The sequence below is a fragment of the Streptomyces sp. NPDC088261 genome, from assembly GCF_044740805.1.
Taxonomy (GTDB): Bacteria; Actinomycetota; Actinomycetes; order Streptomycetales; family Streptomycetaceae; genus Streptomyces.
Window position 1 is genome coordinate 454,465 of record NZ_JBIURL010000002.1, and the last position, 24,062, is coordinate 478,526.

Sequence of the window (24,062 nt, forward strand, 5' to 3'; positions counted from 1 at the left end):
TGGTCGGGTGTCGCTCGTGAGGGGCCGTCAGGTCGTGAGCATGCGGTGGGCGATCGCCGTGTCGAGCGCGAGCCGGTCCCCGCCCGCCATCACCTCGATGTGCTCGACCAGCGGCGCGGGATCGAGCGCGAGCGGCACCCCGTCCGCGTGCAGCCACGCCAGCCAGCGCGTGATCCGCGCGGCGGTGGGGTAGTCGCGCCGCAGCACCGCGCGGGTGGCGCCGCGCGCCAGCGCGAGGGGCTCGGCGCGGGCCGCGTCGTGGATCGGTCCGTCGAGTCCGGGCAGCGCCAGCGTGGACAGCTGGCCCATCCGGACCGACCAGCCGGGCCAGCCCGTCTCGCTCACGGCGGGTGCCCCGTGCCCGGGGCCCGGGGGCGGCAGCGGGGCCGGGGCCGTCGGCGGGACGCCCGTACCGCCGTCGGTGAGCAAGGCCAGCACCGTCGCCGTGCCCCAGTCCCGCCACGCCATCAGCCACGGCCCCTCGGGGCCGGCGGGCGGCGCGGGCACCACGTCCCGCGAGGGCGGGAGCGCGGTCAGCGCGAGGGCGACGGCCTCCGCGTCCTGGGGAGGAAGTGCCTCGCCCGTCAGCAGGACGGGGGCGAAGGTGTCGGCGCCGAGGATCCGGACGGCGGCGAGCGCCGCGCCGGGATCGTCCGCCTGTTCGACGTGGTCCGCGACCATGGCCGTGCCCCCGGTGCCCCGGAGGGCATCGAGGGCACGTCGTGCCAGGCCGGCCGCCGATTCCTGGTATGTGGTCCGCGACCGGTCCGGAATCACCGGCCCTTCGGTTCCTTCGGCTCCTTGGGCGAGAGGAGCAGCGCGAGCAGCAACAGTCCCGCGGCCTCGGGCGAGTACACAGGCGCGTCGCTCTGCGGGGCTTCGGGCTCGGTCATGGCCACCCCCAACGCGTGCCCGTCAAGAGTGATTTCTCCGGCCCTCATGGTCTGAGAAAGCATGTCAGCTCCTCGTGTAGACGCGATTGCCTGTACGGCAATGACACCGTCAACTCTAGACATAGGTGAGCAAATCGGCCAATTGGCCGGATAGTTGATGTTTCAATACGGAAGTTCAATCCCGAACCAGCCGGGGTTCGCCCGTACGCCACCTGCCCGGACGCCCCCGCGGCCGGCCGCCGGACACCCCTTAGACGTGGAAAGGGACCGTCGTCACGACGATCTTCGGCAGCGGCCGGAGCGACCGCCGCAGCCGCCCGCCGAGATAGCTGTGCAGGATCCGGTGGTACCAGTGGCGTACCACGATCTCCGGCAGGATCACCGTGATCGTCAGATCGGGCCGCTGCCGGTGCAGGGACTCGATGTACCCGATCATCGGGGCGACGATCGCGCGGTACGGGGAGACGACGACCGCGAGCGGCAGCCGGTTCCCCCACAGCCGCCACGACTCCCGGAACAGCTCCGCCTCCTCCTCGGCCGGGCTGACGTGCAGCGCGAGCACGGGCTGCTGGAGCGAGGCGGCGTAGGCGAGGGCGCGCATGCTCGCCTGGTGCAGCGCGTCGATCGGCACGACGGACAGATGGCGGATCTCCTCCGGGGTGTCCTCCGTCTCCGCGTCCCGCTCCCGGCCCGCCGAGGCCGTGGGGTCCGCCCCGGTCGGCGCGGCGGGCCCCGGCGGCGCGGGCGCGCGGGCGGCCGACCAGGCGCCGGTGCCCGTGCCGCTGCCTGCGCCGTTGTCGGGGCGCGAGTGGGGCGTGATCGAGTGCCCGGGGATCTCGATCATCTGCGGGTGCAGCCGCAGCGCCTGACGCACCCTCGCGTAGTGGCGGTGGATCCGCGTTGTCACCAGCAGGAACGCGCCCACCGCGAGGATGGCGAGCCACGCCCCGGCCGTGAACTTGGTGATGCCCGCCGTGATGAAGACGGCGGCCGACAGGACGGCGCCGGTGGCGTTGAAGCACAGGCTCTTGCGCCAGTGGCGGTTGCGCTTGCGCCACCAGTGCACGACCATGCCCCACTGCGACAGGGTGAAGGCGAGGAACACCCCGACGGCGTACAGCGGGATCAGCGACGCCGTCTTGCCCTCGAAGGCGATGTAGACGAGCGCGGCGGCCACCGACAGCAGGATGATCCCGTTGGAGAACGCCAGCCGGTCGCCCAGGCGCAGGAAGATCCGCGGCGCGTGGTCGTCGCGCGCCAGCAGGAACAGGACCCGGGGGAAGTCGTTGTACGCGGTGTTCGCGGCGAGCAGGAGCACCAGCGCGGTCGCCGCCTGGGTGAAGACGTAGAACCCGTTCGACCCGTAGCTGCGATGGGCCAGTTGGGACAGCGCGGTCTCCTGCGACTGCGGCACGATCCCCTCGTAGTGGATCAGGGCGACCACCCCCGCGAACAGCACCACGAGCAGCACGATCATCCACGACAGGGTCGTACGCGCGTTGCGCCAGGCGACCGGCTTGAAGGCGGGCACGGCGTTGGAGATCGCCTCGATGCCGGTCATCGCCGTCGCCCCGGAGGCGAACGCCTTCATCACCAGCAGCACGCCCAGCCCCTCGGTCGCGTTCACGACCGGGTGCGGTGTGGGGGTGAAGTCCCGGCCCGCCGCGCTGTACAGGCCCGTCGCCACCAGCGCGAGGATCGCGATGATGAAGGCGTAGGTCGGCGCGGCGAACAGCGCGCCCGCCTGGCGCACCCCGCGCAGGTTGCCCGCCAGGAGGATGGCGATGACCAGCACGCCGATCGGGACGATCTCCGGGGACAGGCTCGGGATCGCCGAGGTGACCGCGCCCATGCCGGAGGAGACCGAGACGGCGACGGTGAGGATGTAGTCCGTCATCAGTCCGGCGGCCGCGATCAGTCCCGGGACGCGTCCCAGGTTGTCCGTCGCGACGATGTACGAGCCTCCGCCCATCGGATACGCACGGATCGTCTGACGGTACGACAACCCCACGGCCAGCATGAGGAACACGATCGCGAGGGCCACCGGCACCGTCGCGTGGAGCCCGGCGGTCCCGGCGAGCACCAGGACCAGCAGCATCGCCTCGGGGCCGTACGCCACCGACGACAGGGCGTCCGCCGAGAGGACCGGCAGCGCCACCAGCTTGCGCATCCGCTCCCGCACGATCGCGGTGTTCGCGAGGGGAGCCCCGAGGAGGGTCCGGCGCAGGCGCAGCGCCACTCCGCCGGGCTGCCATTCGGGGCCCGCCCCCGCCTCGTCCCCGCCGGCCCCGCCGGCCTCCGCCGTGGTCGGTCCGCCGCTGAGCGTGGGGACGCTGACGACCCGTCCGAACCGGGCCGGGACGATCTGGCCGGGCTCGGGGTAGCTGCCGACGTCGGGGTCCACCGGCAGGACGCGGCGCCACGCCTCGGGGGGCGCGGACACCCGCCCCCACTCCTCACCGACCCGCCGCAGGAGCCCCGACTGCTCGGCGTCGAGCTTCGGCATGATCACCGCGCCGCCGGCCGCGGTGTGCGGCGCGCCCGCGCTCTCCTTGCCCCGTCCGTCCTGACCCTCTGTGTCCGTCACATCCGCGAGTGTCTTCCGCCGGGGTCCCCACCGGTCCCACCCGGCGCGCGCGACACCCGGACAGCGGGCCCGATCACCCGTTCGGGCGTACGGTTCCGCTGTCCCCGCCGCCGCCGTCCGCCTCCGGGACCGGGGCGGGACCCGGGGGCGTACGGGAAGGGGCGTCCGGCGCCCGGCGCCCGCGTCGGCGGACCGGGCGCGTACGTGCGGTACGCGCCCGGCCCTCCGCGTGGCGATCACACGCGCGGGACGCCGCGCGCCATGCGCGCCGGGTGGACCCGCGCCGGGTGGACCCGCGCCGGGTGGACCCGCGCCGGGTGGACCCGCGCCGGGCGGACCCGCGCCGGGTGGACCCGCGCCGGGCGGACCCGCGCCGGGCGGACCCGCGCCGGGCGGACCCGCCCCGGTCACCTCACGCCAGCAACTCCCGCACCAGCGCGCCCACCTGTTCCGTCTCGATGAGGAAGCCGTCGTGTCCGTACGGCGACTCGACGACCCTCGGCCGGTCCGCGCCCGGCAGCGCGGCGGCCAGTTCCGCCTGCTGGGACGGGGGGTACAGCCGGTCGGAGTCGATCCCGGCGACCAGCGCGGGCATGGTCGCCCGGCGCAGCGCCGCGGCGGCGCCGCCCCGGTCCCGGCCCACGTCGTGGCCGTTCATCGCCTCCGTCAGAGTCACGTAGCTGCCCGCGTCGAAGCGGTGCGCCAGCTTGGCCGCGTGGTGGTCCAGGTACGACTCGACCTGGTAGCGCCCGCCCCGCCAGGGGTGTTCGCCCGGCTGCGGGGCGCCGCCGAACCGGGCGGCGAGTTCGGGCTCGCTGCGGTACGTCACATGGGCGATCCGCCGGGCCACCCCGAGACCGCGGTACGGCCCCGCGCCGGCCGGCGCGTCGTGGTAGCGGCCGCCGCGCCAGCCCGGGTCGGACCTGATGGCCTCGATCTGGACGGCGCCCCACGCGATCTGCTCGGCGGAGGCCGCGGCGGGACACGCGAGGACGAGGAGGGAGCCCGTACGTTCCGGGTGGCCCACGGCCCATTCGAGCGCGCGCATCCCGCCCATGGAACCGCCGACGACCGCGGCCCAGCGGCCGATGCCCAGGGCGTCGGCGAGCGCCGCCTCGGCGGCCACCTGGTCCCGCTGGGTCAGGTACGGGAAGCCGGGCCCCCAGCGCTCACCGGGGCGGGCCGCCCCGGGACGGAGCGACGAGGGGCCCGTACTACCCTGGCAGCCGCCCAGCGCGTTCGGCGCGACGACGAACCACCGCTCGGTGTCGAACGGCAGCCCCGGGCCGACCAGGGCATCCCACCAGCCGCCGGTGGGATGCCCCGGTCCCGCCGGTCCCGCGACATGGCTGTCTCCCGTCAGCGCGTGCAGGACCAGCACCGCGTTCGAGGCGTCGGGGGCGAGGCGCCCCCACGTCTCGTACGCGAGTCGTACGCCGGGCAGCGAACCGCCCGCCTCCAGGGGAAGAGGGCGCTCCAGCGTCACCCAGGAGCGGTGGCCCGCCGGGTCCCCCTCCCGCCAGCCGGCGGCGGCCGGCGGGAGGGGGCGCGTGGCCGGTCCGACCGACATCGTCAGGACGCCGCCTTGGCGGCGCGGAACCCGGCCTCCAGATCGGCCCTGAGGTCGTCCACGTTCTCCAGGCCCACGGAGAGCCGCACCAGACCGGGCGCGGTGCCGGTGGCCACCAGCTGCTCCTCGTCGAGCTGGCTGTGCGTGGTCGACGCCGGGTGGATGATCAGACTGCGTACGTCACCGATGTTGGCGAGGTGGCTGAACAGCTCGACGCCGTCCACGAACCGCTTGCCCGCCTCCACCCCGTCCCGCAGCTCGAAGGCGAGGACCGCGCCCGCGCCCCTCGGCAGGTAGCGCTGCCCGGCCTCGTACCACCGGCTGGACTCCAGTCCCGCGTAGTGGACGGCCGACACCTCGTCGCGCCCCTCCAGCCACTGGGCCAGCGCCAGCGCGTTGGACGTGTGGCGCTCGACGCGCAGGCTGAGCGTCTCGACACCCTGGAGCAGCAGGAACGCGGAGTGCGGGGAGAGCGCCGGACCGAGGTCGCGCAGCAGCTGGACCCGGAGCTTGATCGCGAAGGCGCCGGGGCCGAGGGCCGGCCAGTACTGGAGGCCGTGGTAGCTGGGGTCGGGCTCGTGGAAGTCCGCGAACCGCTCGGCGTGCGCGCCGAAGTCGAACGTACCGCCGTCGACCACCACACCGCCGATCGTGGTGCCGTGCCCGCCGAGGAACTTCGTCGCCGAGTGCACCACGATGTCCGCGCCGTGCTCCAGCGGACGCAGCAGGTACGGCGTCGGCACGGTGTTGTCCACGATCAGCGGCACCCCGGCGTCGTGCGCCGCGTCCGCCACCCCCCGGATGTCGAGGACGTTGCCGCGCGGGTTGCCCAGCGTCTCGGCGAACAGGGCCTTGGTGTTCGGGCGTACGGCCGCGCGCCAGGCGTCGAGGTCGTCCGGGTCGTCGACGAAGGACACCTCGATGCCGAACCGGGGGAGCGTGTGGCGCAGCAGGTTGTACGTACCGCCGTACAGCGACGTGCTGGAGACGATGTGGTCGCCCGCGCTCGCCAGGGTGAGGATCGCCAGGGTCTCCGCGGCCTGTCCCGAGGCGAGGGCGACGGCCGCCACCCCGCCCTCCAGCGCGGCGATCCGCTGCTCCAGGACGTCCTGGGTGGGGTTGTGGATCCGGGTGTAGATGTTGCCCGGCTCGGCGAGGGAGAACAGGTCGGCGGCGTGCTGGGTGCTGTTGAAGACGAACGACGTCGTCTGGTAGATCGGCGTCGCGCGGGCGCCGGTCGTCGGGTCGGGTGCGGCGCCCGAGTGGATCTGCTTGGTCTCGAAGGACCAGGCCGCGGCGGGCTCCTGGCCGGAGATGTCCTCGGGGGTGTGCCCCGCGGTGACGGAGTCGACGGGCTGACTCATGGTGTGCCTCGCACGGTTCGGGTCGGGCGGCGGGTGTCGGGTGGTGTGTGGGAGAGAAAGGAAGAGGGGGAGGGGGGAGAGGGAGATGGGAGGGAGAGGTCCACGCCTGACACGGACCCTAGAGAAGGTGTACGGCACCCGGTGGCGCGCGGCCGGTTCGGCCACAAACCCGACATGTCGCGGAAACACAACGCGCCCGCCGTTCACACGCGGAGCAACTCCCGTCACACACGCCCCCTCCTGCCCGCGGTCCCCACCCCCGCTCTCACCATGCGAGACGGTCCCCCCGAGAGGCGCGGGCACCCTTGACGGAGCCCGTGGGCGGCCGGACACTCGACTGTGGGCATCTAGCGAACGGGTAGGCACAAATGGGTCGTTCGGGGCTGGACATCGATCGTGGGGCCGGTACGGCCCGATCGCTGCCCCTGCTGACCTCCCGTCGCCACATCGACCTGCTCCGTGTCTGTTCCGCCGCGTAATCCTCCGAGCCGACACGGCACAGGCACGCCCTCCTCCGACCGGTAGCACCACGCGCCGCGCTCTCCCGCGCCCGCGTGCCCGGCCCGTGGTCCGCCCTGCCCCGCGCGTGTCGTGAGCGTCCGTCCGTCCGTACGCATCCACCGCAGGGAGACGCATGTCCCTCATCACCCCCGCCGTCGCACCCTCCATCCGCGGCAGGATCGGCTGCGACGCGCGCAGCGGCCACTACGCCGTGCCGCGCCGCTACCGCCTCCACCTGTCCCCGGCCTGTCCCACCTGTCTGGAGATCGCCGTCACCCACAGCCTGCTCGATCTCGGCGACACCCTTCCCGTGACCCTGCTCCCCGCCGTGCCCGACGGTCCCGGCGGCGGGTACGAGGCGCTGCTCCCGCTGTACGAGGCCACCTCGCACCACCACCCGGGGCCGGCCGCCGCACCCGTGCTCAGCGACGGCTGGACGGGGCGGATCGTCAGCACGTACGTCCCGGACATCCTGCGGGACCTGTCGGTACGGTTCGGGGGCTCGGGTCCCGAACTGCGCCCGCGCGGCACGGAGGAAGAGATCGACGCCGTCGCCCTCCTGTGCGAGCGGGACATCGGTGTGAACGCGGGGATCGCCGGGCGCCCCGACACGGCGCCCGAGGACCGGGACCGCGCCCTGCGCACGCTCTTCGCCGCGCTGGACACGCTCGAACAGCGCATGGAGGGGAGGGACTTCGCACTGGGCGGTGACGCGCCGACCGCCGCCGACGTCCAGCTGTGGGTGGCGCTGGTGTATCTGGACACCGTGCACCGGCCACACCTGGACACCGTGGCGGCGCGGTGTGTCGCGCACTATCCGCGCCTGTGGGACTACGCCCGCCGGCTGGCGGCGCGGCCCGCCTTCGGCGCGCATCTGGACCTGGCGGCCATCGCCCTCAAGTACCACGCGCGGTGCCCGTGTCCGGCGGGTTCGCCGGGCACGGGCACGGGGCAGCTGGGCTGAGACCGGCCGGGTGGGGCCGCCGGCCGGTACGCCCGCCGGCCGGTGGTCACCCCCCCGGCCGGTGGTCACTCACCACTCGTCACTGGTTGGTCTTCGGCAGTCCCGGCGGGTTGAGCTCCGAGGACGTCACGGCCTCGTTGGAGAGGCCCCAGCGCTTGAGGACCTTTCCGTAACTGCCGTTCTTGATCACGGTGTTGAGGGCTTCATGCACCGCCTTGATCAGGCCGTTGTCCTTCTTCGTGGTGGCCGCGATCTTGCCCTGGACCTCGGCCCCGCCACCGGAGTAGGTGCCGATGACCTCCGTCTGGCCGGTGGAGGCGGAGTGGTACGCGGCGACCGGGTTCGGGCCGAGGTAGGCGTCCAGGCGGCCCGAACCCAGCGCCAGGTAGTAGTCGGTGGCGTTCTGGTAGTACTTGATGTCGGTGGCCTTGAGGCCCTTCTTCACGTTCTCCTCGCTCCAACCGACCAGCAGTTTCTCCTGGTTGGTGCCGGAGCTGACCCCGATCGTCTTCCCCGCCACGTCCTTGGGGCCCTCGACCTTCCAGCCCGAGCCCTTCTTGGCCTCGAACGCGAGGTTGTCCAGCCGGTAGGTGGCGAAGTCGTACTTCTCCTTGCGCTCCTCGGTGACGGTGATGTTGCTGACGCCGAGGTCGTACTTGCCACTGTCGAGCCCGACGAAGATGTTCGCCCAGTCGACCGTGTGGGACCGCAGCTTGAGCCCCAGCACGTCGGCTATCAGCGAGGAGATGTCGGTCTCCACGCCGATCACGGTCTTGTCGTCGGTGGCGTAGAAGTCGAGTGGCGGCGCGGAGCCCGCCGAGTTGACGACCTCCAGCGTGCCGCGCTCGCGGACGGCGGCGGGCAGGAGGGCGGCGACGGCGTCGACCTTGGGGGTGGTGAGGCGCTTCTGGTTCGGACTCAGGTCGAACTCGGCCTTCTTGGCGCCCTTCGCGGCTGGCGCGGCGTTGCTCACGGTGTCGTCGGCGGGGTCGCCGCAGGCGGTGAGGGTGAGGGCGGTGACGAGGCCGAGCAGGGCGGCGGCGGGACGAAAGGCGCGACGGGGCGACACGGTGGGCTCCTTGACGGGGACGTTGACGAAGAAGGGGGAGGGGAGGACGGTGAGGTGGGACGTACGGAAGAGGTCAGAGGACCTTCGACAGGAACGCCTTGGTGCGCTCGTGCCGGGGCCGGTCGAGCACCTCCGCCGGTGTGCCCTGCTCGACGATCACTCCGCCGTCCATGAAGACGACGGTGTCCGCGACCTCACGGGCGAAGCCGATCTCATGGGTGACGACGATCATGGTGGTGCCCGACCGGGCCAGGTCCTTGATGACGTCGAGGACCTCGCCCACCAGTTCGGGGTCGAGCGCCGAGGTGGGCTCGTCGAAGAGCAGCACCTTCGGCTCCAGCGCCAGGGCGCGGGCGATGGCCACCCGCTGCTGCTGGCCGCCGGACAGCTGCCGCGGGTACACGTCGGTCTTGTCGGCGAGCCCGACCCGCTCCAGCAGCACCCGGGCCTGTTCGAGGGCCTGCTTGCGCGGGACGCGCAGCGCCGAGACGGGGGCCTCGATGATGTTCTCCACCACGGTCAGGTGGGGGAAGAGGTTGAAGTTCTGGAAGACGAACCCGATGTGGAGGCGCTGCTTGAGCACCTCGCGCTCCTTGAGCTCGTGCAGCTTGTTGCCGGCCCTGCGGTAGCCGATCAGCTCGCCGTCGATGCTGATGTAGCCCTTGTTGAGCTTCTCCAGGTGGTTGATGCTGCGCAGCAGCGTCGACTTCCCCGAGCCGGACGGGCCGAGCACCACGGTCACCTCGCCGGTGCGGACCTGGAGGTCGACCCCGCGCAGTACTTCGAGGGTGCCGAAGTTCTTGTGGACTCCGCGCACGTCGACCATCAGGCCGCCGTCGGGCCGCTCGGCGCCCGGGCCCTTGCCCAAGCCCACCGTTGTGGTGTCGTTGTCGCTCATCGCGGGAAACCTCCGGTGGCGGCGGTGGCCCGCAGCTTGAGGACGAACGTGCGGGCACGCTGGAGCGGGGTGGGCGGGGGAGTGCGTTCGTGGCCCCGCGCGAAGTGCCGCTCCACGTAGTACTGGACGACGGACAGCAGGGTGGTCAGCAGGATGTACCAGGCGGTGGCGACCATCAGCAGGGGCACCACACGCCCGTTGCGGCCGTAGATCACCTGCACCTGGTAGAACAGCTCGCCGATGGCCATCACGGACACGATCGACGTGCCCTTGAACAGGGAGATGACCTCGTTGGCGGCGTTGGGCAGGATGCCCCGCATCGCCTGCGGGAGCAGGATCCTGCGCAGCTGCCGCAGCCGGGGGATGCCCAGCGCGGCGGCGGCCTCCAGCTGCCCGCCGTCCACGGAGATGATCCCGCCGCGCACGATCTCGGCGGCGTACGCGGCCTGGTGCAGCGCCAGACCGATGACGGCGGCCGAGAGGGCGCCGACCAGATTCAGTGTGTCGAAGCTCCACAGCACGGGACCGAACGGGATCCCGACGCCCAGCTCCTTGTACAGATAGGCGAGGTTGAACCAGAACAGCAGCTGCACGATGAGCGGGATGGACCGGAAGGCCCAGATGTACGTCCAGGCGACCGTCTGGAGGATCGCGCTGCGCGACAGCCGCATGAAGGCCAGGACGATCCCGAGCGCGAAGCCCAGCACCGTGCCGTACGCGGTGAGTTGGAGGGTCACCCAGACGGCCTTCAGCACGCTGTCGGCCGTCAGGTAGAGCGAGAACGTGTGCCAGTCCCAGCCCGGGTTGGTGGCCAGGCCGTGGACGAACTGGGCGACGACGACGAGGGCGGCGATCCCCGCGGCCCATCGCCAGTAGTGGCGGGCGGGCACCACTTCCAGAGTGGCGAGCTCCTCGCCGTCCGGAACGGTTCCTGGTGGTACGAGAGGGCCTGGCGGCGGCGCGGCCTGCGCGGTGCCGGTGGCGGTTTCCATGGTGGGCGCTCCTGCCGCTACTTCTTCTCGGGGGGACTGATCTCGGACTTCTCGATCGCGGAGTCCTGGGTGCCCCACCGCGCGAGGATCTTCTGGTACGTGCCGTCGGCGATCAGTTCGTTGACCGCGCCCTCGAACGCGGGGAGCAGCGCGGAGCCCTTCTTGAAAGCGAATCCCACGTCGAGCCGGTGGAACTCACCGAGGAACTTGACGCCCGCGGCCGGCTGGGCCGCCTGGTAGCGGAGCCCGTTGATGGTCGACATGACGATGTCGATCCGGCCCTGCTGGAGGCTGGTGAGGACGGCGCCGGTGTCCGAGTAGACCTTGACCGTGTACGGCTTTTTGCCCGCCTGCGCGCAGACCGATTTGTTCGCGTTCAGCGTCGCCTCGAAGGTGGTGCCCGCCCCGACTCCGACGGTCTTGCCGCAGAGTTCGTCGAGCTTGGTGACCTTCTGGGTGGTCGTGTCGTTCTTGCTGACCGCGAAGCCCTGGCCGTCGTTGATGTACGTGACGAAGTCGATCGTCTTGCGGCGCTCGTCCGTCACACCGAAGTTGCCGGTCCCCACGTCGTACTTGCCACTGCCGAGCGCGGGCAGAATCGCTTCAAAGCTGGCCTCCTCGCGCTCCAGCCTCAGCCCCAGGATCTTGGCGACCCCGTCGGCGATGTCGATGTCCAGGCCGACCGGCTTCTTCCCCGTCGCGTCGGGGAAGTAGGCGCTGGGCGCGGCTCCCACCGACGAGGCGATCTTGATGGTGCCCCGCTCGCGGACGTCCGCGGGCAGCAGCTTCGCCAGCGCGTCGTCCTTCTTGAGCGCGGCGACCACGTCACCCGACGGCGCGGGGGACGCGGCGGCCGCCGACTCCTTGCCGGACGTGTCGTCCGTACCACAGGCGGCCAGGGCGGGCAGCAGCAGAAGGGCCGCGAGGACGGCGGATACCTGAGCGCGCACGGGTTTCATCTCTTTCCCCTCGACGGAGCGAGGTGTTTCTCGAACGGGAGCGGCCCGATGGTCTCCGGGTCGGCCGTCGTGTCGAACAGCGGTGTGTAACCGGTCCGCAGGTAGAGGCCCTTGGCCTCGGGCTGGCGCGGCCCGGTGGTGAGGTGGACCCGCCGGTAGCCCCGCGCGGCGGCGATCCGCTCCAGCTCGGCGACGACCCGCCGGGCCAGCCCGCGCCGCCGGTGGGCGGAGTGGGTCCAGATGCGCTTCAGCTCCGCCGTCGCCGGGTCGTAGCGGCGGAACGCGCCTCCGGCGACCGCCTCACCCCGCTCCAGCAACAGCAGCAGCACCCCGTGCGGCGGGTCGAACTCCGCCGCCGGGTAGCGGGCCATCTCGGCGTGCGCGTCCTTGCCGTACCGCGCGGAGTACTCGTCCCCCAGCTCCCGCAGCATCGGCCGGGCGAGCGGGTCCGTGACGGCGGCCGTGACCCAGGTCAGCCCGCCCGGTTCGGCGACGGAGGTCATCGTCCGGCCTCCGCCAGTCTCCGCGGGCCGCTCGCGGCGCTCGCGTCGGTGTGCTCGGCGCGCGCGTCCCGCGCGGTCTTCTCCGCGTCCCGCTTGGCGACCTCTTCGCGCACCAGCGGGATCACGTGGCGCCCGAAGTCGATCGCGTCGCCCAGCAGGTCGTAGCCACGGGCCGAGAGGATGTCCACCCCGAGGTCGTAGTAGTCGAGCAGCGCCTGGGCGACCGTCTCCGGTGTGCCGACCAGGGCGTTGGAGTTGCCCGCCCCGCCCGTGGCGGCGGCGGTCGGCGTCCACAGCGCGCGGTCGTACCGCTCGCCGGCCTCCGCGATCGCGAGCAGCCGCCGCGAGCCGGTGTTCTCCGGCGCTCCCCGCCCGCCGCCGCGCCTGACCACCGCGTCCCCGCGCTCCTTGCGGGCGTTGATGGCGGCCACCGTGCGGTGCGCCTTCTCCCAGGCGAGCTCCTCCGTCGGGGCGATGATCGGCCGGAACGCGACCTGGATCCGGGGCGGGGTCGTACGGCCGGCGGCGCGCGTCGCGGCCTTCACGGCCTCGATCTGCTCGGCGGTCCTCGCCAGCGGCTCGCCCCACAGGCAGTAGATGTCCGCCTCGGCGCCCCCGGCGGCGTAGGCCGCGTCGGACGAACCGCCGAACGAGACGCCGGGACGCGGCTGTTGGACCGGGAAGACGTCGCTCACGAAGTCGTGGAACCGGTAGTGCTCGCCCTCGTGGTCGAAGGGCTCGTGCGAGGTCCAGATCCGCTTGACGATCTCGATGTACTCGCGGGTGCGGGAGTACCGCTGGTCCTTGGTGAGCGTGTCGCCCTCGCGCCCCTGCTCCTGGTCGCTGCCCCCGGTGATGAAGTGGACCGTCAGCCGGCCGTCACTGATCCGGTCCAGGGTGGCGAACGTCTTCGCGGCGAACGTCGGGTACGACACGTTCGGCCGGTGCGCCAGCAGGAGTTGGAGCTTGTCGAGGTGCGCGGCGATGTACGCGGCGGCCGGGGCGGGGTCCGGTGAGCCCGACCCGTACGCGAACAGCACCCGGTCCCAGCCATGGTCCTCGTGGGCCCGTGCGAGCTTGAGTGTGTAGTCCTTGTCGAACGAGGCACCGGAGCGCGGATGTGTCTCCGAACCGTCGTGGGTGGCGGCTATCCCGAGGAACTCCACAGGCATGGCGGACCTTTCGTACAGAAGAGAAGCTGGGAGAGACCGGTCGTGGTCATGCCTCAGGGCCGCGGGAGCGGAACCGGAGCAGGGAGGGACCCGACAGGGTGGCACCGAGCAGGTGAGAACCGGACTGGCGCGACGACGTGATGACGTGACGAGGCGTGACGTGCGTCAGGGGTACGACGGGGTCGACGGCAGCGCGCGCCCGGTGAGGAGAGGAGTCTCGGCCCGCGAGGGGGTCACCGAGGGAGGGAGGGGCCGGTCAGGCGGCCCGCTGCCGGGTCAGGCGCAACAAGAGGCGGACCACACTCGACCGAAGTCGATGTGTCCGCGGGTGACCAACGGCAGCTGCTTCTGCATGGAGCCAATTGAGCATGGCGGGTCCGGGGAAGTCAACCGGCGTTCGTACTGTGGTCGGGCCGCGGCCGGGCGGAAAAGGACTTCTTGACAGACCTCCTGTTTCCGCACGTACGATCGAAGGGATGACGGCCCGGTGGGAACACCGGGGCGTGACGGCCGTGTTGAGGGACGCGGTGCGCGTGACGACACCCGCTGGCCACCGCCGACCACCTCTCCCGTGGAGCCCCTCCATGTCCGTCTCCCCCGACGTCCTGCCCGCGGCCGGCGCCTCCTCGCCGCGCCGCGCGGACATCCCCCCGTCCGCCGGCGACCTCACCCGCATCGTGCCCCGCCGCCACGTCGGCCGGTGGCTCTCCGCCGTCGTGGCCCTGCTGGCCCTCGCCATGGTCGTCAACTCGGTCGTCCGCAACCGGCGGTTCCAGTGGTCCGTGGTGGGCGAGTACTTCACCACCCCGGCCGTCCTGGACGGGCTGGTGCTCACACTCTGGCTGACCGCTGCCGTGATGGTCCTCGGATTCCTCATCGGCACGGTCTTCGCCGTCCTGCGGCTGTCCGCCAACCCCGTGCTGCGCACGATCAGTTGGGGGTACGTGTGGATCTTCCGCTCCACCCCGCTCCTGGTGCAGCTGCTGTTCTGGTTCAACATCGGCGCGCTCTACCCGACGCTGGGCCTCGGCATCCCGTTCGGCCCCGAATTCCTCACCGTCAAGACCGTGAACCTCTTCGGCGCCAGTCTCACCGCGCTGATCGGGCTCACCCTGCACGAGGCCGCGTACGCCGCCGAAGTGGTGCGGGGCGGCATCCTGTCCGTCGACGCGGGCCAGACCGAGGCCGCCGCCTCGCTGGGCCTCGGACGGTGGCGGGTGCTGCGCCGGATCGTCGTACCGCAGGCGATGCGGTCGATCGTGCCCACCGCGGGCAACATGCTCATCGGCACCCTCAAGGGCACCAGTATCGTCAGCGTCCTCGCCGTGCAGGACCTGCTGTTCTCCGTGCAGTTGATCTACAACCGCACCTACCAGGTCATCCCTCTGCTGATGGTGGCGACCATCTGGTACATCGCCGTCACCAGTGTGCTGTCGGCGGGTCAGTTCTACGTCGAGCGGTACTACGCGCGCGGCGCGGCCCGCGAGTTGCCGCCCACGCCCCTGCAACGGCTGCGCCGCCAGGGCACGTTGCTGACCGTACGTCTCCGCAGGGCGACCGCGTCCGACGCGCCGCCCCTGCCGGGCGGGCGCCCATAGGGCCCCGCCCGGCGGCTGACGGACAGGCTCTAGACCGCGACGGGCTCCGCCGGGGCCTCCTCGGCCGCAGCGCGGCGCCCGAGCCGGGGGACCAGCAGGACCGCGCCGGCCGCGAGGCCGATGGCGGCGAACACCCACCAGGTCCGGTGGAAGGCGCCGACGCCCGACGCCGGGCCCGGGGCGCCGAGGACGGCGACGAACACACTGATCCCGAGGACCGCCCCGAGCTGGCGGAAGCTGGCGTTGATGGCCGAGCCCAGTCCGTACCGCTCCGGGGGGAGCGAGGCGACGGCCGCCCCGGACTGCACCGGGAGCGTCAGCCCGATGCCGATCCCGATGAGCACGCTCGCCGGCAGCCAGGCCGCCGCCCAGTGCGGCGACGAGGTGACCGCGAGCGCGAAGGTGGCCGAGCCGGCGGCCCAGCTGACGGCTCCCGCGAGCAGCACGGGGCGGTACCCGATCGAGCCCGCCAGCTTGCTCGCGGACCGGGCGATCAGGGTGACCACCAGCGGTCCCGGTGTGCTGGCCAGCGCGGCCCGCAGGACGGAGTAGTGCCACTCGGTCTGGAGGAAGATGATGTTGCTGAGCAGCATGCCGTAGAAAGCCGTGGCGAACAGCAGGGTCGCCGCGTTGACCAGGCGGAACTGCCGGACCTTGAACAGCGCCAGGTCCATCACAGGCCGGGCCGCCGTGGCGGAGCGCCGTACGAACACCGGCAGCAGGGCCGCCGAGAGGACGAAGCCCGCGATCACCCAGGGGTCGGACCAGCCCCGGGACGGCCCTTCGATGATGGCGAAGCTGAGCAGCGCCGGGACGGCCGCGACCAGGACCACACCGAACGGGTCCGGGATGCCCGAGGCCTGCGGGTCGCGGGACTCGCGCAGCAGCCGGGCCCCGAAGAAGATCATGACGGCGCAGATCGGGACGTTCACCAGGAAGATCCACCGCCAGGACGCGTACTCGGTGAGGAGCGCGCCGATGGTGGGGCCGAGGGCGGCCGCCGCCGCGCCCATCGCGCCCCACGTGCCGACCGCCACATGCCGCCGCTCGGCGGGGAACTCGGGCAGGATCAGCGCGATCGAGGTCGGTACGACCAGCGCCGCGAAGACGGCTTGCAGGGCCCGGGCGGCGATCAGGAACCCGGCGTCCGGCGCGAGCCCGCAGAGGGCGCTCATCGCGGCGAACCCGGCGAGCCCTATGAGGAAGATCCGCTTGCGCCCGTACCGGTCGGCCAGGCGTCCCGCCGGGATCAGCATGGCCGCGAAGACCAGGCTGTAGGCGTTGAGGACCCACGCGAGATGCCCGGTCGTGGTGTCGAAGCCGCGGCTGATCGTCTCGAAGGCGACATTCACGATCGTCGTGTCGAGGAACACCACGAACACACCGAGGCTGCCCAGGGCCAGCACCCGCAGGGCATGCCGTTTCGCCGCGGCCTGCTCGTCGGGGACGGACGGGGGAGTGGACATGGGGGACCCCTCACAGAGTCTGTTGTGATTTCCAACTTACCTGGTGGAAGCTAGCAGTGGTCTGTTGGAAAAGACAACCAACCACCGGTTAGGGTGGAGGGCATGGAGACGAAGGACGGGTCGGGGACAGGGGCCGGGACGGGGTCCGTAACAGCGGAAGAGCCCGGGAACGAGGCGGCCGCCGCCGGGGAGCCCGGCGGCGGGATGTCCCTCATGGCGCGCCAGCCCCTCGCCGTGCGGCCCTGCTCGCTCGCCGCCTCGCTCGACGTCCTGGGCGAGCGCTGGTCCCTGCTGGCCATCCGCGAGATGGGATACGGCGTCCACCGCTTCGGGCGCATCGCCGGATACACCGGCGCCTCCCGCGACATCCTCGCCGACCGCCTGCGCAAGCTCGAAGCCGCCGGTGTGATCGAACGGCGGCAGTACAGCGAGCACCCGCCGCGCTACGAGTACCACCTCACCGAAGCCGGCCGGGAGCTGCACCCGGTGCTGCTCTCGCTCTTCCAGTGGGGCGACAAGTGGGCCGTGGAGGAAGTGGAGGAACCGGCGTTGACGCTCCGCCACACGTGCGGACACCGCCTGGAGGTCGACCACGTCTGCCGTCACTGCGGCGGCCCGGTCGGGCGCGGCACGGTCGAGGCACGGGTCTCCCGCGGCCAGGAGTGATCCTCGGGCCGTCAAGCCCGCGTCAGGAGAAGGCCGCGGTGGATCAAGGCCGCGTCAGCGACCGGGGCCGGAGCGTGCCGTACGGGCATACCATCTCTGGTATGCCCCGCTCCCGACCCGCGGACCGGGGCAGTCATTCTGTCCTCAGGAGCGACACCATGTCGGAGCATCAGAACAGCGAGGATCCGGAGCCTTCACATCCGACCCCGGCCGGAACGTTGTTCGTCCCGGTCCGGCCGGGATCCGCAGGCTTCAGCGTCCGCCTCTTCCGTACCGCCCTCGGCGCCCGGACGGCGGTCGCCTTCACCACCGCGACCGGACTGGCCGCGACCCTGGGCCCCCAGCAGTCCTGGATCAAGCTCTCGGAGCACGCGGTGCGCGCCCTCACCGAGCCGCTCGGCGTCACCGCCCTCACCGTCGACCCCCAGCTGGCCGCCCCGGCCACGGCCCCCGCCACCGCTCCGGTCACGGTCCCCGTCGCCGTACCGGGCCCGCCGCCCGTCCTCCCCCTCCCGGTCCAGACCGCCGGCCCGTACGGCGCGCGCAGGCCCTCCGCCGGCGCACTCCCGCCGCTCCAGCCCGGCCATCGCATGGCCCCCTCGGCACGGCCGGCCGCTCGACGCGCCTGATCGGCCCGCGTCCACCAGACTCGTCTTGCGGGACTTCTTCCCGCTCGCGGGACTCCTCCGCGCCTGCCCGCGCCTCCTGTGTGAGGAGAGCGCCTGCGGGCAGGCGCGAGACATCGCTCCGGTGAAGACGAAGGGACGTGTACCTCATGCGTGTGGCATTTCTCGTGGCTCCCGAAGGCGTGGAGCGGGTGGAACTCACCGAACCCTGGCAGGCCGTCGGCGAAGCGGGCGGCGAACGCGTGCTCATCTCGACGGAACCCGGCCAGGTACAGACGTTCGACCACCTCGACAAGGCGGCCACCTTCCCCGTCGACCTGACCGTCTCCGAGGCCTCGGTGGCCGACTACGACGGACTCGTGCTGCCCGGCGGCGTGGCCAATCCGGACGCCCTGCGCACGGACGCCGGCGCCGTCGCGTTCGTGAAGAGCTTCTTCGACGCGGGCAAGCCGGTGGCCGCGATCTGCCACGCCCCGTGGACGCTCGTGGAGGCCGATGTCGTACGGGGCAGGACGCTGACGTCCTGGCCCAGCCTTCGGACGGACCTCCGCAACGCGGGGGCCACCTGGGTCGACGAACAGGTCCAGGTCTGCACCTCCGGGCCCAACACCCTCATCACCAGCCGGAACCCCGGCGACCTCAAGGCGTTCAACGCCACCTTCGTGCCCGAGTTCGGCGGCTGAACGAGGCAGAGGAGGGCAGGGGGTGTCGGGGGGAAGACGGGGAGCGGACACGGAGAGAGGGCGATTTCAGGTGAAGACTGCGGATCAGCCGGCGGCGCAGGTCGTCGTGGCACTCAGCGGACAGGACCAGGACGACGCGCACACGGTGTTCTCCGCGCTCAGGACGGCGTTCGGGTCCGACCGGCCGGCCGACGACGTACCACGGCCGGCCACCGGCGGCAGGCCGGCCGTGTGGACCGCCACCTTCGACGCGTCCGACGTACGCGACGAGCCGGCCGCCGCGCGGCTGTCCGCACCCGTCAGCGCCACCCTCCAGGGCGCCTACACCGATGTGGACAGCCTGCGCAGGGCCCTGACCGCCGCCTTCTCCGTACGGATCGTCGGTACGGCCTCCGGGGACCAGGAGGAAGAGGTCCAGCTCCGCCTGGAGAGCAGGTAGCCGGGCGGACGCACCCGCAACACGGCCGGTCCCCGCGAGTGCGCGGGGACCCGCCCGTCGGCGTGCCCTGTTCCCGTACGGTCGCCCGCACCTTCTTCCCGTACGGCCGTCCGCCGTTCGTGTTGCGCGTCCGGCGCGGCGGCGGCAATCTGGTCTTGACCCAGAAGTGACTGCCGCTCACGCTTCGTACTCGGGGGTCGTTGGTACAACGTGGTGAAGCATGAGGGCCTCTCTGTGAGGAGCCCCGACATGACAGTTCCACTCGACCGGCACGACGGCCGGCGGTACACGGTGGAATTGCACGCCTCTCCGGAACGTCTCTCCCAGCTGCGGCGCATCGTCGCCGCCCACCTCAGGCACTGGAAACTCGACCTGCACGTCGACCCCGTCTGCGAGGGTCTCGGCGAACTCATGGCCAACGTCCACCGGCACGTCGGGCACGCCCCCACGTGTGTGGTGGAACTGCGCTGGCGCGGACGCCATCTCACGGCCTCGGTGGAGGACAACGGCCCCCGCCTGCCCCGGCTGCTCACCGCCCACGGCGGAGGGCTCGCGCGCGTCGCCGCGCTGAGCGACAGCTGGGGGACCTGCCCCACGGCCGGCGGCAAGGTCATCTGGTTCACCAGGAGCGTCGAGTCCCCGCAGGACATCTTCCGCGTGCCCCGGATCCCGGTCACCGGTGTCGGTGCGGCCGAGCTGCGCCGCGTACCCGTTCCCGAACCGGTGCCGTTCGGCCCGCCCGCCCTGGCCCACGCATCCTCCGTGGCGGCCCTGGTCTGAACGCGGGCTGCCCTTGGAACGAGGGCTCGTACGACCGCCTTCGTACGGTCCAGGCCAGTACGCGCAGCCGGTACGGTCCCGGCCGGTACGGCCCCGAGCCGGCACCGCCCTACTCGTACGCCTCGGGCTCGTCGTCCTCCTCCGGCACCAGATGCACCGCGGCCTCCTCCGCCGAGGCGGCCGCGCCGTCGATGCCGACGTCGCTGGCGACCATGTCGTTCTCGGCGTCCTCGTGCGCGCCCTCGTCCGGCGCCACCAGCCGCCCGGACCGGCCGTCGCCGACCTCGTCGTCCACCAGCTCGCCCTCGCCGTAGGCCAGATCGCCGATGCCGTCCCCGAACGGGACCCCGCGCTCGGGGATCTCCTCGGCGAGGCGCTGGTCCAGCGACTCGCCCGCGAGCTGCTCGGAGGCGGTCGTCCCGGCGTGGTCCACAGCGAGCGGCCGCTCGGGCGGCGACCAGCCCTCGTCGAAGGGGTCGGACCCGCGGTCCACCAACGTGTCCTCGGGATCGAGGATGCCCTCGTCCTCGAACACCCCGTCACCGTCGTCGTGGTCGGGCTGGTACACCTCGTCGCCCATCGTCTCGCCTCCGTCGCCGCTCACGTCGGTCTCCTCACGCCCTAGCGGGTGTTTTGCCGTCCTGTACGGCCTCCGGACCCTGCCCGGCGGACAGGACCCACCTCCCCGTACCCCTCGGCGGCCTCGGCAAGCGGCAGTTCGCGTGATGCTCACGCTGTCCTCTTCACCCCCACCCTCCCACCAATCACTGCCGTGTCAAACGGCAGGTGAAAGGCCCTGTCGAGGGCTGTGGAGAGGGTTCTGCGGACGCCTCCGGTGTTTGTCGGCGCCGGTGGCGGGCACGTGACCAGTCCGACGGTACGTCCCGATTTGTGACTGTTCGGAGTCGAACGTGAGCCGAGAACGCATTGTCATCGTCGGAGCCGGCTTCGCCGGCTACGAGGCCGCCCGCACCGTCTGCCACAAGGTCCGGGGCGCCGCCGACATCGTCCTGCTCAACCCCACCGACTACTTCCTGTACCTCCCCCTCCTGCCCCAGGTGGCGGTGGGCGTCCTGGAGGCCCGCCGGGTGACGGTCTCCCTCACCGGAACGCTGCCGCGGGTGCGGCTCGTCCTCGGCGAGGCCGACAACGTCGACCTGGAGGGCCACCGGGTGACGTACACCGGCCCGGAGGGCGCGCGGGGCGAGCTGACGTACGACCGGCTCGTCCTCGCCGTCGGCAGTGTCAACAAGCTGCTGCCGATCCCCGGCGTCGCCGAGTACGCGCACGGTTTCCGGGGCCTGCCGGAGGCGCTCTACCTGCGCGACCACATCACCCGCCAGATCGAGCTGGCCGCGACCACGGCCGACCCGGACGAGGCCGCGGCGCGCTCCACCTTCGTGGTGGTCGGGGCCGGTTACACCGGCACCGAGGTCGCCGCCCAGGGCAAGCTCTTCACGGACGCCCTGATGCGCAAGCAGCGCCGGTGGAGCAGGGGCGAGAAACCCCGCTGGATGCTCCTGGACGTGGCGCCCCGGGTGCTCCCGGAACTCGACCGCAGGCTCTCCGCCACCGCCGACCGCGTGTTGCGCGACCGTGGGGTGGACGTACGGACCAAGACGTCCGTGAAGGAGGCGACGCCGACCGGAGTCACCCTGGACACCGGTGAGTCCGTCGAGACCCGCACGCTGGTGTGGTGTGTGGGCGTCCGGCCCGACCCCCTGGTGTCCGGGGTCGGACTGCCCGTCGAGCGGGGCCGTCTCGTGGTCGACCCGCGCCTCAACGTGCCGGGACATCCCGAGGTGTTCGCGTGCGGTGACGCCGCCGCCGTACCGGACCTCACGAGGCCGGGGGAGTACACGCCGATGACGGCCCAGCACGCGAGCCGCCAGGGGAAGGTGGCGGGGCGCAACGTCGCCGCCTCCCTCGGCTACGGCGGGGCCGAGGCGTACAGCCACCACGACCTGGGTTTCGTGGTGGACCTCGGCGGGGTCAAGGCGGCGGCCAACCCGCTCGGCGTGCCGCTGTCGGGTCCCGTCGCGGGCGCCGTGACGCGCGGCTACCACCTGGCGGCCATGCCGGGGAACCGGGTGCGGGTCGCCGCCGACTGGCTGCTCGACGCGGTGCTGCCCCGCCAGGCCGTGCAGCTGGGACTGGTCAGGGCGTGGACCGTACCGCTCGAATCGTCGTCGCCCGAACTGGCCAAGGTGCCGGTCGGACCGGGCGGTCCCCACGGTCCGGGCGCACCGGGCGGGAAGCCGTAGGACCATCCGGAAAAACGCCGGTCCCGGGAAACAGAAGCGCAGTCTCCGTTTCGCAGCGGGGTGAGGGGTACGCGCAGACAGAGAGACCCCCACCGCCCACCGAGCGAAAGGAACGATCGACTGTGCGGCTGCCTACGGAACCCCTGAGCATCGGCCCCGATACGGACACCTGGGCGTGGCTGCGTCAAGCGGCCTGCGTCGACGCCGACCCCGAGCTGTTCTTCCCGGTGGGCGAATCCGGCCCCGCCGCCGAACAGGCCCGGCGCGCCAAGGAGGTGTGCCACCGCTGCCCCGTGGAGCGCGAGTGCCTCGAATGGGCGCTGGAGACCGGCCGTACCTCCGGCGTCTGGGGCGGTACGGACGAGGAGGAGCGGCGCAGGATGCGGCGCAGGAGCGACCGGCGCAGGACGCCCCAGACGGCCCCGGCCCGCGCCACGCAGCAGTCGGGACCGGGCCGGTCGCGCCGCCCCTGAGCCCCGCCCGCCCCTGAACCCGGCCCCGAACCCCCGACGCGCGCCCAGGACCCCGGCCCGCGCCGCGTCCCGGGCCCGCTGTGCCCCCGTCTCCCGTGTTGCGGGCGCGGGCAGGTCGCGGAAGGGTCGGACTGTCGAACCGAGGAGGAATGGCCCCATGCCCATCGCGACGGTGAATCCCACCAGCGGAGAGACGCTCAAGACCTTCGACGCGCTGGGAGCCGAGGAGATCGAGCGGCGCGTCGCCGCCGCCGACGCCGCCTTCCGGCAGTACCGCCTGACCGGATTCGGCGAACGGGCCCGGCTGCTGAACCGCGCCGCCGACCTGCTGGAGCAGGACGCGCCCGACATCGCCCGCACCATGACCACCGAGATGGGCAAGCCGGTCGCGGCCGCCCGCGCGGAGGCGCTCAAGTGCGTGAAGGCGATGCGGTGGTACGCGGAGCACGCCGAGGAACTGCTCGCCGACGAGCACCCGTCCGACGCCGACGTGAAGGACTCCGGCGCCTCCCGGGCCCGTGTCCACTACCGCCCCCTCGGGGTGGTGCTCGCGGTCATGCCGTGGAACTTCCCGCTCTGGCAGGTCGTACGGTTCGCCGCGCCGGCCCTCATGGCGGGCAACGTCGGCCTCCTCAAGCACGCCTCGAACGTGCCGCAGACCGCGCTGTACCTGGAAGACCTGTTCAGCAGGGCCGGCTTCCCGCAGGGCTGCTTCCAGACGCTGCTGGTCGGCTCCGGCGCGATCGAGGACATCCTGCGCGACCCCCGCGTGGCCGCCGCGACCCTCACGGGCAGCGAGCCGGCGGGCCGCGCCGTCGCCGCCGTCGCCGGTGACGAGGTGAAGCGGACGGTCCTGGAGCTGGGCGGCAGCGACCCGTACATCGTCATGCCGTCGGCGGACATCGAACGGGCCGCCAGAACCGCCGTGACCGCCCGGGTGCAGAACAACGGCCAGTCCTGCATCGCCGCGAAGCGCTTCATCGTGCACGCGGACGTGTACGACGCCTTCGCCGCCCGCTTCACCGCCGGGATGCGCGACCTGACCGTCGGGGACCCGCTGGACGAGTCCACCGACGTCGGCCCGCTCGCCTCCGAGCAGGGCCGCGCCGACCTGGAGGAACTGGTCGAGGACGCCCTGGGCCGGGGCGCGACCGCCCTGTGCGGCGGGCAGCGCCCGGCGGAGGTCGAGGGCGGGTGGTTCTACGCCCCCACCGTTCTCGCCGACGTCACCACCGCCATGCGGATCCACCACGAGGAGGCGTTCGGCCCGGTCGCCACGCTCTACCGGGTCTCGGACCTGGACGAGGCGGTGGCACTCGCCAACGACACCCCGTTCGGGCTCAGTTCGAACGTATGGACCGAGGACGAGGCGGAAGTGGACCGTTTTGTACGGGACCTGGAGGCGGGCGGTGTGTTCTTCAACGGCATGACGGCCTCGCACCCCGCCCTCCCCTTCGGCGGGGTCAAGCGCTCCGGCTACGGGCGCGAGCTGTCGGGCCACGGGATCCGCGAATTCTGCAACATCACCACGGTGTGGCACTCGGCCTGATCCGCCTGATCCTCCTGATCCGGAAGCGAGACCCTGGTCCACGGCC

The 24,062-nt window shown here is 72.2% G+C and carries 24 protein-coding genes; 11 read left to right on the forward strand and 13 right to left on the reverse strand.

Features of this window, described 5'->3' with window-relative positions:
- Window positions 1–27 precede the first annotated feature (27 nt).
- From ACIODU_RS05905 to ACIODU_RS05925, 5 genes are all read right to left on the reverse strand, one after another.
- A complete protein-coding gene (locus ACIODU_RS05905; RefSeq protein WP_401764345.1) occupies window positions 28–681 on the reverse strand; it encodes a hypothetical protein in 654 nt (217 codons plus the stop codon).
- A gap of 92 nt (window positions 682–773) precedes the next feature.
- Entirely contained in the window at window positions 774–956 is a 183-nt protein-coding gene (locus ACIODU_RS05910) for a hypothetical protein (protein ID WP_202534746.1), read from the reverse strand.
- Between the two features lie 187 nt (window positions 957–1,143).
- Window positions 1,144–3,399, reverse strand: coding sequence for an APC family permease (locus ACIODU_RS05915; protein ID WP_401764933.1), 2,256 nt, complete (start codon window positions 3,397–3,399; stop codon window positions 1,144–1,146).
- A gap of 493 nt (window positions 3,400–3,892) precedes the next feature.
- Window positions 3,893–5,050: a homoserine O-acetyltransferase gene (locus ACIODU_RS05920; RefSeq protein WP_401764348.1), complete on the reverse strand. Its 1,158-nt coding sequence runs from the start codon at window positions 5,048–5,050 to the stop codon at window positions 3,893–3,895.
- Between the two features lie 2 nt (window positions 5,051–5,052).
- Window positions 5,053–6,414, reverse strand: a complete 1,362-nt coding sequence (locus ACIODU_RS05925; RefSeq protein ID WP_356420283.1) for a bifunctional o-acetylhomoserine/o-acetylserine sulfhydrylase — start codon at window positions 6,412–6,414, stop codon at window positions 5,053–5,055.
- A 368-nt stretch (window positions 6,415–6,782) separates the two neighbouring features.
- Between ACIODU_RS05925 and ACIODU_RS05930 the strand changes: the two genes are divergently transcribed.
- Together ACIODU_RS05930 and ACIODU_RS05935 are read left to right on the forward strand one after the other, a co-directional pair.
- Window positions 6,783–6,893, forward strand: coding sequence for a putative leader peptide (locus ACIODU_RS05930; RefSeq protein ID WP_327233060.1), 111 nt, complete (start codon window positions 6,783–6,785; stop codon window positions 6,891–6,893).
- Window positions 6,894–7,048: 155 nt separating this feature from the next.
- The gene (locus ACIODU_RS05935) at window positions 7,049–7,879 is read left to right on the forward strand and encodes a glutathione S-transferase C-terminal domain-containing protein (protein WP_401764351.1); all 831 of its coding nucleotides are present in this window, start codon (window positions 7,049–7,051) and stop codon (window positions 7,877–7,879) included.
- A gap of 79 nt (window positions 7,880–7,958) precedes the next feature.
- Here ACIODU_RS05935 and ACIODU_RS05940 read toward each other — a convergent pair whose 3' ends face one another.
- The 6 genes from ACIODU_RS05940 to ACIODU_RS05965 form a co-directional block, all read right to left on the reverse strand.
- Window positions 7,959–8,948 (reverse strand): ABC transporter substrate-binding protein, encoded by a 990-nt coding sequence (locus ACIODU_RS05940; RefSeq protein WP_401764354.1) that lies wholly within the window; start codon window positions 8,946–8,948, stop codon window positions 7,959–7,961.
- A gap of 73 nt (window positions 8,949–9,021) precedes the next feature.
- Window positions 9,022–9,774, reverse strand: coding sequence for an amino acid ABC transporter ATP-binding protein (locus ACIODU_RS05945; protein WP_356420429.1), 753 nt, complete (start codon window positions 9,772–9,774; stop codon window positions 9,022–9,024).
- Between the two features lie 68 nt (window positions 9,775–9,842).
- Window positions 9,843–10,838 (reverse strand): amino acid ABC transporter permease, encoded by a 996-nt coding sequence (locus ACIODU_RS05950; RefSeq protein WP_356420275.1) that lies wholly within the window; start codon window positions 10,836–10,838, stop codon window positions 9,843–9,845.
- Between the two features lie 17 nt (window positions 10,839–10,855).
- Complete coding sequence (locus tag ACIODU_RS05955; RefSeq protein WP_401764357.1) at window positions 10,856–11,797, reverse strand: ABC transporter substrate-binding protein; 942 nt, start codon at window positions 11,795–11,797, stop codon at window positions 10,856–10,858.
- Complete coding sequence (locus tag ACIODU_RS05960) at window positions 11,794–12,300, reverse strand: GNAT family N-acetyltransferase (protein WP_401764359.1); 507 nt, start codon at window positions 12,298–12,300, stop codon at window positions 11,794–11,796. The genes ACIODU_RS05955 and ACIODU_RS05960 overlap by 4 nt, the downstream gene beginning before the upstream one ends.
- On the reverse strand, window positions 12,297–13,472 hold the full coding sequence (locus tag ACIODU_RS05965) for an LLM class flavin-dependent oxidoreductase (RefSeq protein WP_401764362.1): 1,176 nt from the start codon (window positions 13,470–13,472) through the stop codon (window positions 12,297–12,299). Before ACIODU_RS05965 ends, ACIODU_RS05960 begins: the two co-directional genes overlap by 4 nt.
- 584 nt (window positions 13,473–14,056) lie before the next feature.
- On the opposite strand from ACIODU_RS05965, the gene ACIODU_RS05970 reads away from it, so the two are divergent.
- Window positions 14,057–15,070: an amino acid ABC transporter permease gene (locus ACIODU_RS05970; RefSeq protein ID WP_401764364.1), complete on the forward strand. Its 1,014-nt coding sequence runs from the start codon at window positions 14,057–14,059 to the stop codon at window positions 15,068–15,070.
- Window positions 15,071–15,099: 29 nt separating this feature from the next.
- Here the strand turns inward: ACIODU_RS05970 and ACIODU_RS05975 are convergent, their stop codons facing one another.
- Window positions 15,100–16,536: an MFS transporter gene (locus ACIODU_RS05975; protein ID WP_401764366.1), complete on the reverse strand. Its 1,437-nt coding sequence runs from the start codon at window positions 16,534–16,536 to the stop codon at window positions 15,100–15,102.
- A 102-nt stretch (window positions 16,537–16,638) separates the two neighbouring features.
- Here ACIODU_RS05975 and ACIODU_RS05980 point away from each other — a divergent pair, with 102 nt between their 5' ends.
- The 5 genes from ACIODU_RS05980 (at window position 16,639) to ACIODU_RS06000 (ending at window position 19,730) form a co-directional block, all read left to right on the forward strand.
- Window positions 16,639–17,202 (forward strand): winged helix-turn-helix transcriptional regulator, encoded by a 564-nt coding sequence (locus ACIODU_RS05980; protein ID WP_401764369.1) that lies wholly within the window; start codon window positions 16,639–16,641, stop codon window positions 17,200–17,202.
- 158 nt (window positions 17,203–17,360) lie between these two features.
- Window positions 17,361–17,831, forward strand: a complete 471-nt coding sequence (locus ACIODU_RS05985; protein WP_401764372.1) for an SAV_915 family protein — start codon at window positions 17,361–17,363, stop codon at window positions 17,829–17,831.
- Between the two features lie 146 nt (window positions 17,832–17,977).
- Entirely contained in the window at window positions 17,978–18,511 is a 534-nt protein-coding gene (locus ACIODU_RS05990) for a type 1 glutamine amidotransferase domain-containing protein (RefSeq protein ID WP_401764375.1), read from the forward strand.
- Window positions 18,512–18,581: 70 nt separating this feature from the next.
- Window positions 18,582–18,950, forward strand: coding sequence for a hypothetical protein (locus tag ACIODU_RS05995; RefSeq protein WP_401764378.1), 369 nt, complete (start codon window positions 18,582–18,584; stop codon window positions 18,948–18,950).
- 249 nt (window positions 18,951–19,199) lie between these two features.
- Window positions 19,200–19,730 (forward strand): ATP-binding protein, encoded by a 531-nt coding sequence (locus ACIODU_RS06000; protein WP_401764381.1) that lies wholly within the window; start codon window positions 19,200–19,202, stop codon window positions 19,728–19,730.
- Window positions 19,731–19,839: 109 nt separating this feature from the next.
- On the opposite strand, the gene ACIODU_RS06005 is transcribed toward ACIODU_RS06000, so the two are convergent.
- Entirely contained in the window at window positions 19,840–20,310 is a 471-nt protein-coding gene (locus ACIODU_RS06005; RefSeq protein WP_401764937.1) for a DUF5709 domain-containing protein, read from the reverse strand.
- Window positions 20,311–20,641: 331 nt separating this feature from the next.
- On the opposite strand from ACIODU_RS06005, the gene ACIODU_RS06010 reads away from it, so the two are divergent.
- The 3 genes from ACIODU_RS06010 to ACIODU_RS06020 all read left to right on the forward strand — a co-directional run bounded on the left by ACIODU_RS06010 (window position 20,642) and on the right by ACIODU_RS06020 (window position 24,016).
- Window positions 20,642–21,994: an NAD(P)/FAD-dependent oxidoreductase gene (locus tag ACIODU_RS06010; protein WP_401764383.1), complete on the forward strand. Its 1,353-nt coding sequence runs from the start codon at window positions 20,642–20,644 to the stop codon at window positions 21,992–21,994.
- 149 nt (window positions 21,995–22,143) lie between these two features.
- Window positions 22,144–22,467, forward strand: coding sequence for a WhiB family transcriptional regulator (locus ACIODU_RS06015; protein ID WP_401764940.1), 324 nt, complete (start codon window positions 22,144–22,146; stop codon window positions 22,465–22,467).
- A 157-nt stretch (window positions 22,468–22,624) separates the two neighbouring features.
- Window positions 22,625–24,016 (forward strand): NADP-dependent succinic semialdehyde dehydrogenase, encoded by a 1,392-nt coding sequence (locus ACIODU_RS06020; protein WP_356420238.1) that lies wholly within the window; start codon window positions 22,625–22,627, stop codon window positions 24,014–24,016.
- The last annotated feature ends 46 nt before the right edge of the window (window positions 24,017–24,062 follow it).

Bases quoted from the DNA above. Each gene is read 5' to 3' on its own strand.
- ACIODU_RS05915 (WP_401764933.1), bottom strand. From the start codon at position 3,399: ATGCCGAAGCTCGACGCCGAGCAGTCGGGGCTCCTGCGGCGGGTCGGT.
- ACIODU_RS06005 (WP_401764937.1), bottom strand. From the start codon at position 20,310: ATGGGCGACGAGGTGTACCAGCCCGACCACGACGACGGTGACGGGGTG.
- ACIODU_RS05945 (WP_356420429.1), bottom strand. From the start codon at position 9,774: ATGGTCGACGTGCGCGGAGTCCACAAGAACTTCGGCACCCTCGAAGTA.
- ACIODU_RS05930 (WP_327233060.1), top strand. From the start codon at position 6,783: ATGGGTCGTTCGGGGCTGGACATCGATCGTGGGGCCGGTACGGCCCGA.
- ACIODU_RS05905 (WP_401764345.1), bottom strand. From the start codon at position 681: ATGGTCGCGGACCACGTCGAACAGGCGGACGATCCCGGCGCGGCGCTC.
- ACIODU_RS05920 (WP_401764348.1), bottom strand. From the start codon at position 5,050: ATGTCGGTCGGACCGGCCACGCGCCCCCTCCCGCCGGCCGCCGCCGGC.
- ACIODU_RS05910 (WP_202534746.1), bottom strand. From the start codon at position 956: ATGCTTTCTCAGACCATGAGGGCCGGAGAAATCACTCTTGACGGGCAC.
- ACIODU_RS06000 (WP_401764381.1), top strand. From the start codon at position 19,200: ATGACAGTTCCACTCGACCGGCACGACGGCCGGCGGTACACGGTGGAA.
- ACIODU_RS05960 (WP_401764359.1), bottom strand. From the start codon at position 12,300: ATGACCTCCGTCGCCGAACCGGGCGGGCTGACCTGGGTCACGGCCGCC.
- ACIODU_RS05980 (WP_401764369.1), top strand. From the start codon at position 16,639: ATGGAGACGAAGGACGGGTCGGGGACAGGGGCCGGGACGGGGTCCGTA.
- ACIODU_RS05925 (WP_356420283.1), bottom strand. From the start codon at position 6,414: ATGAGTCAGCCCGTCGACTCCGTCACCGCGGGGCACACCCCCGAGGAC.
- ACIODU_RS05965 (WP_401764362.1), bottom strand. From the start codon at position 13,472: ATGCCTGTGGAGTTCCTCGGGATAGCCGCCACCCACGACGGTTCGGAG.
- ACIODU_RS05970 (WP_401764364.1), top strand. From the start codon at position 14,057: ATGTCCGTCTCCCCCGACGTCCTGCCCGCGGCCGGCGCCTCCTCGCCG.
- ACIODU_RS06020 (WP_356420238.1), top strand. From the start codon at position 22,625: ATGCCCATCGCGACGGTGAATCCCACCAGCGGAGAGACGCTCAAGACC.
- ACIODU_RS05975 (WP_401764366.1), bottom strand. From the start codon at position 16,536: ATGTCCACTCCCCCGTCCGTCCCCGACGAGCAGGCCGCGGCGAAACGG.
- ACIODU_RS05955 (WP_401764357.1), bottom strand. From the start codon at position 11,797: ATGAAACCCGTGCGCGCTCAGGTATCCGCCGTCCTCGCGGCCCTTCTG.
- ACIODU_RS05935 (WP_401764351.1), top strand. From the start codon at position 7,049: ATGTCCCTCATCACCCCCGCCGTCGCACCCTCCATCCGCGGCAGGATC.
- ACIODU_RS05950 (WP_356420275.1), bottom strand. From the start codon at position 10,838: ATGGAAACCGCCACCGGCACCGCGCAGGCCGCGCCGCCGCCAGGCCCT.
- ACIODU_RS05990 (WP_401764375.1), top strand. From the start codon at position 17,978: ATGCGTGTGGCATTTCTCGTGGCTCCCGAAGGCGTGGAGCGGGTGGAA.
- ACIODU_RS05985 (WP_401764372.1), top strand. From the start codon at position 17,361: ATGTCGGAGCATCAGAACAGCGAGGATCCGGAGCCTTCACATCCGACC.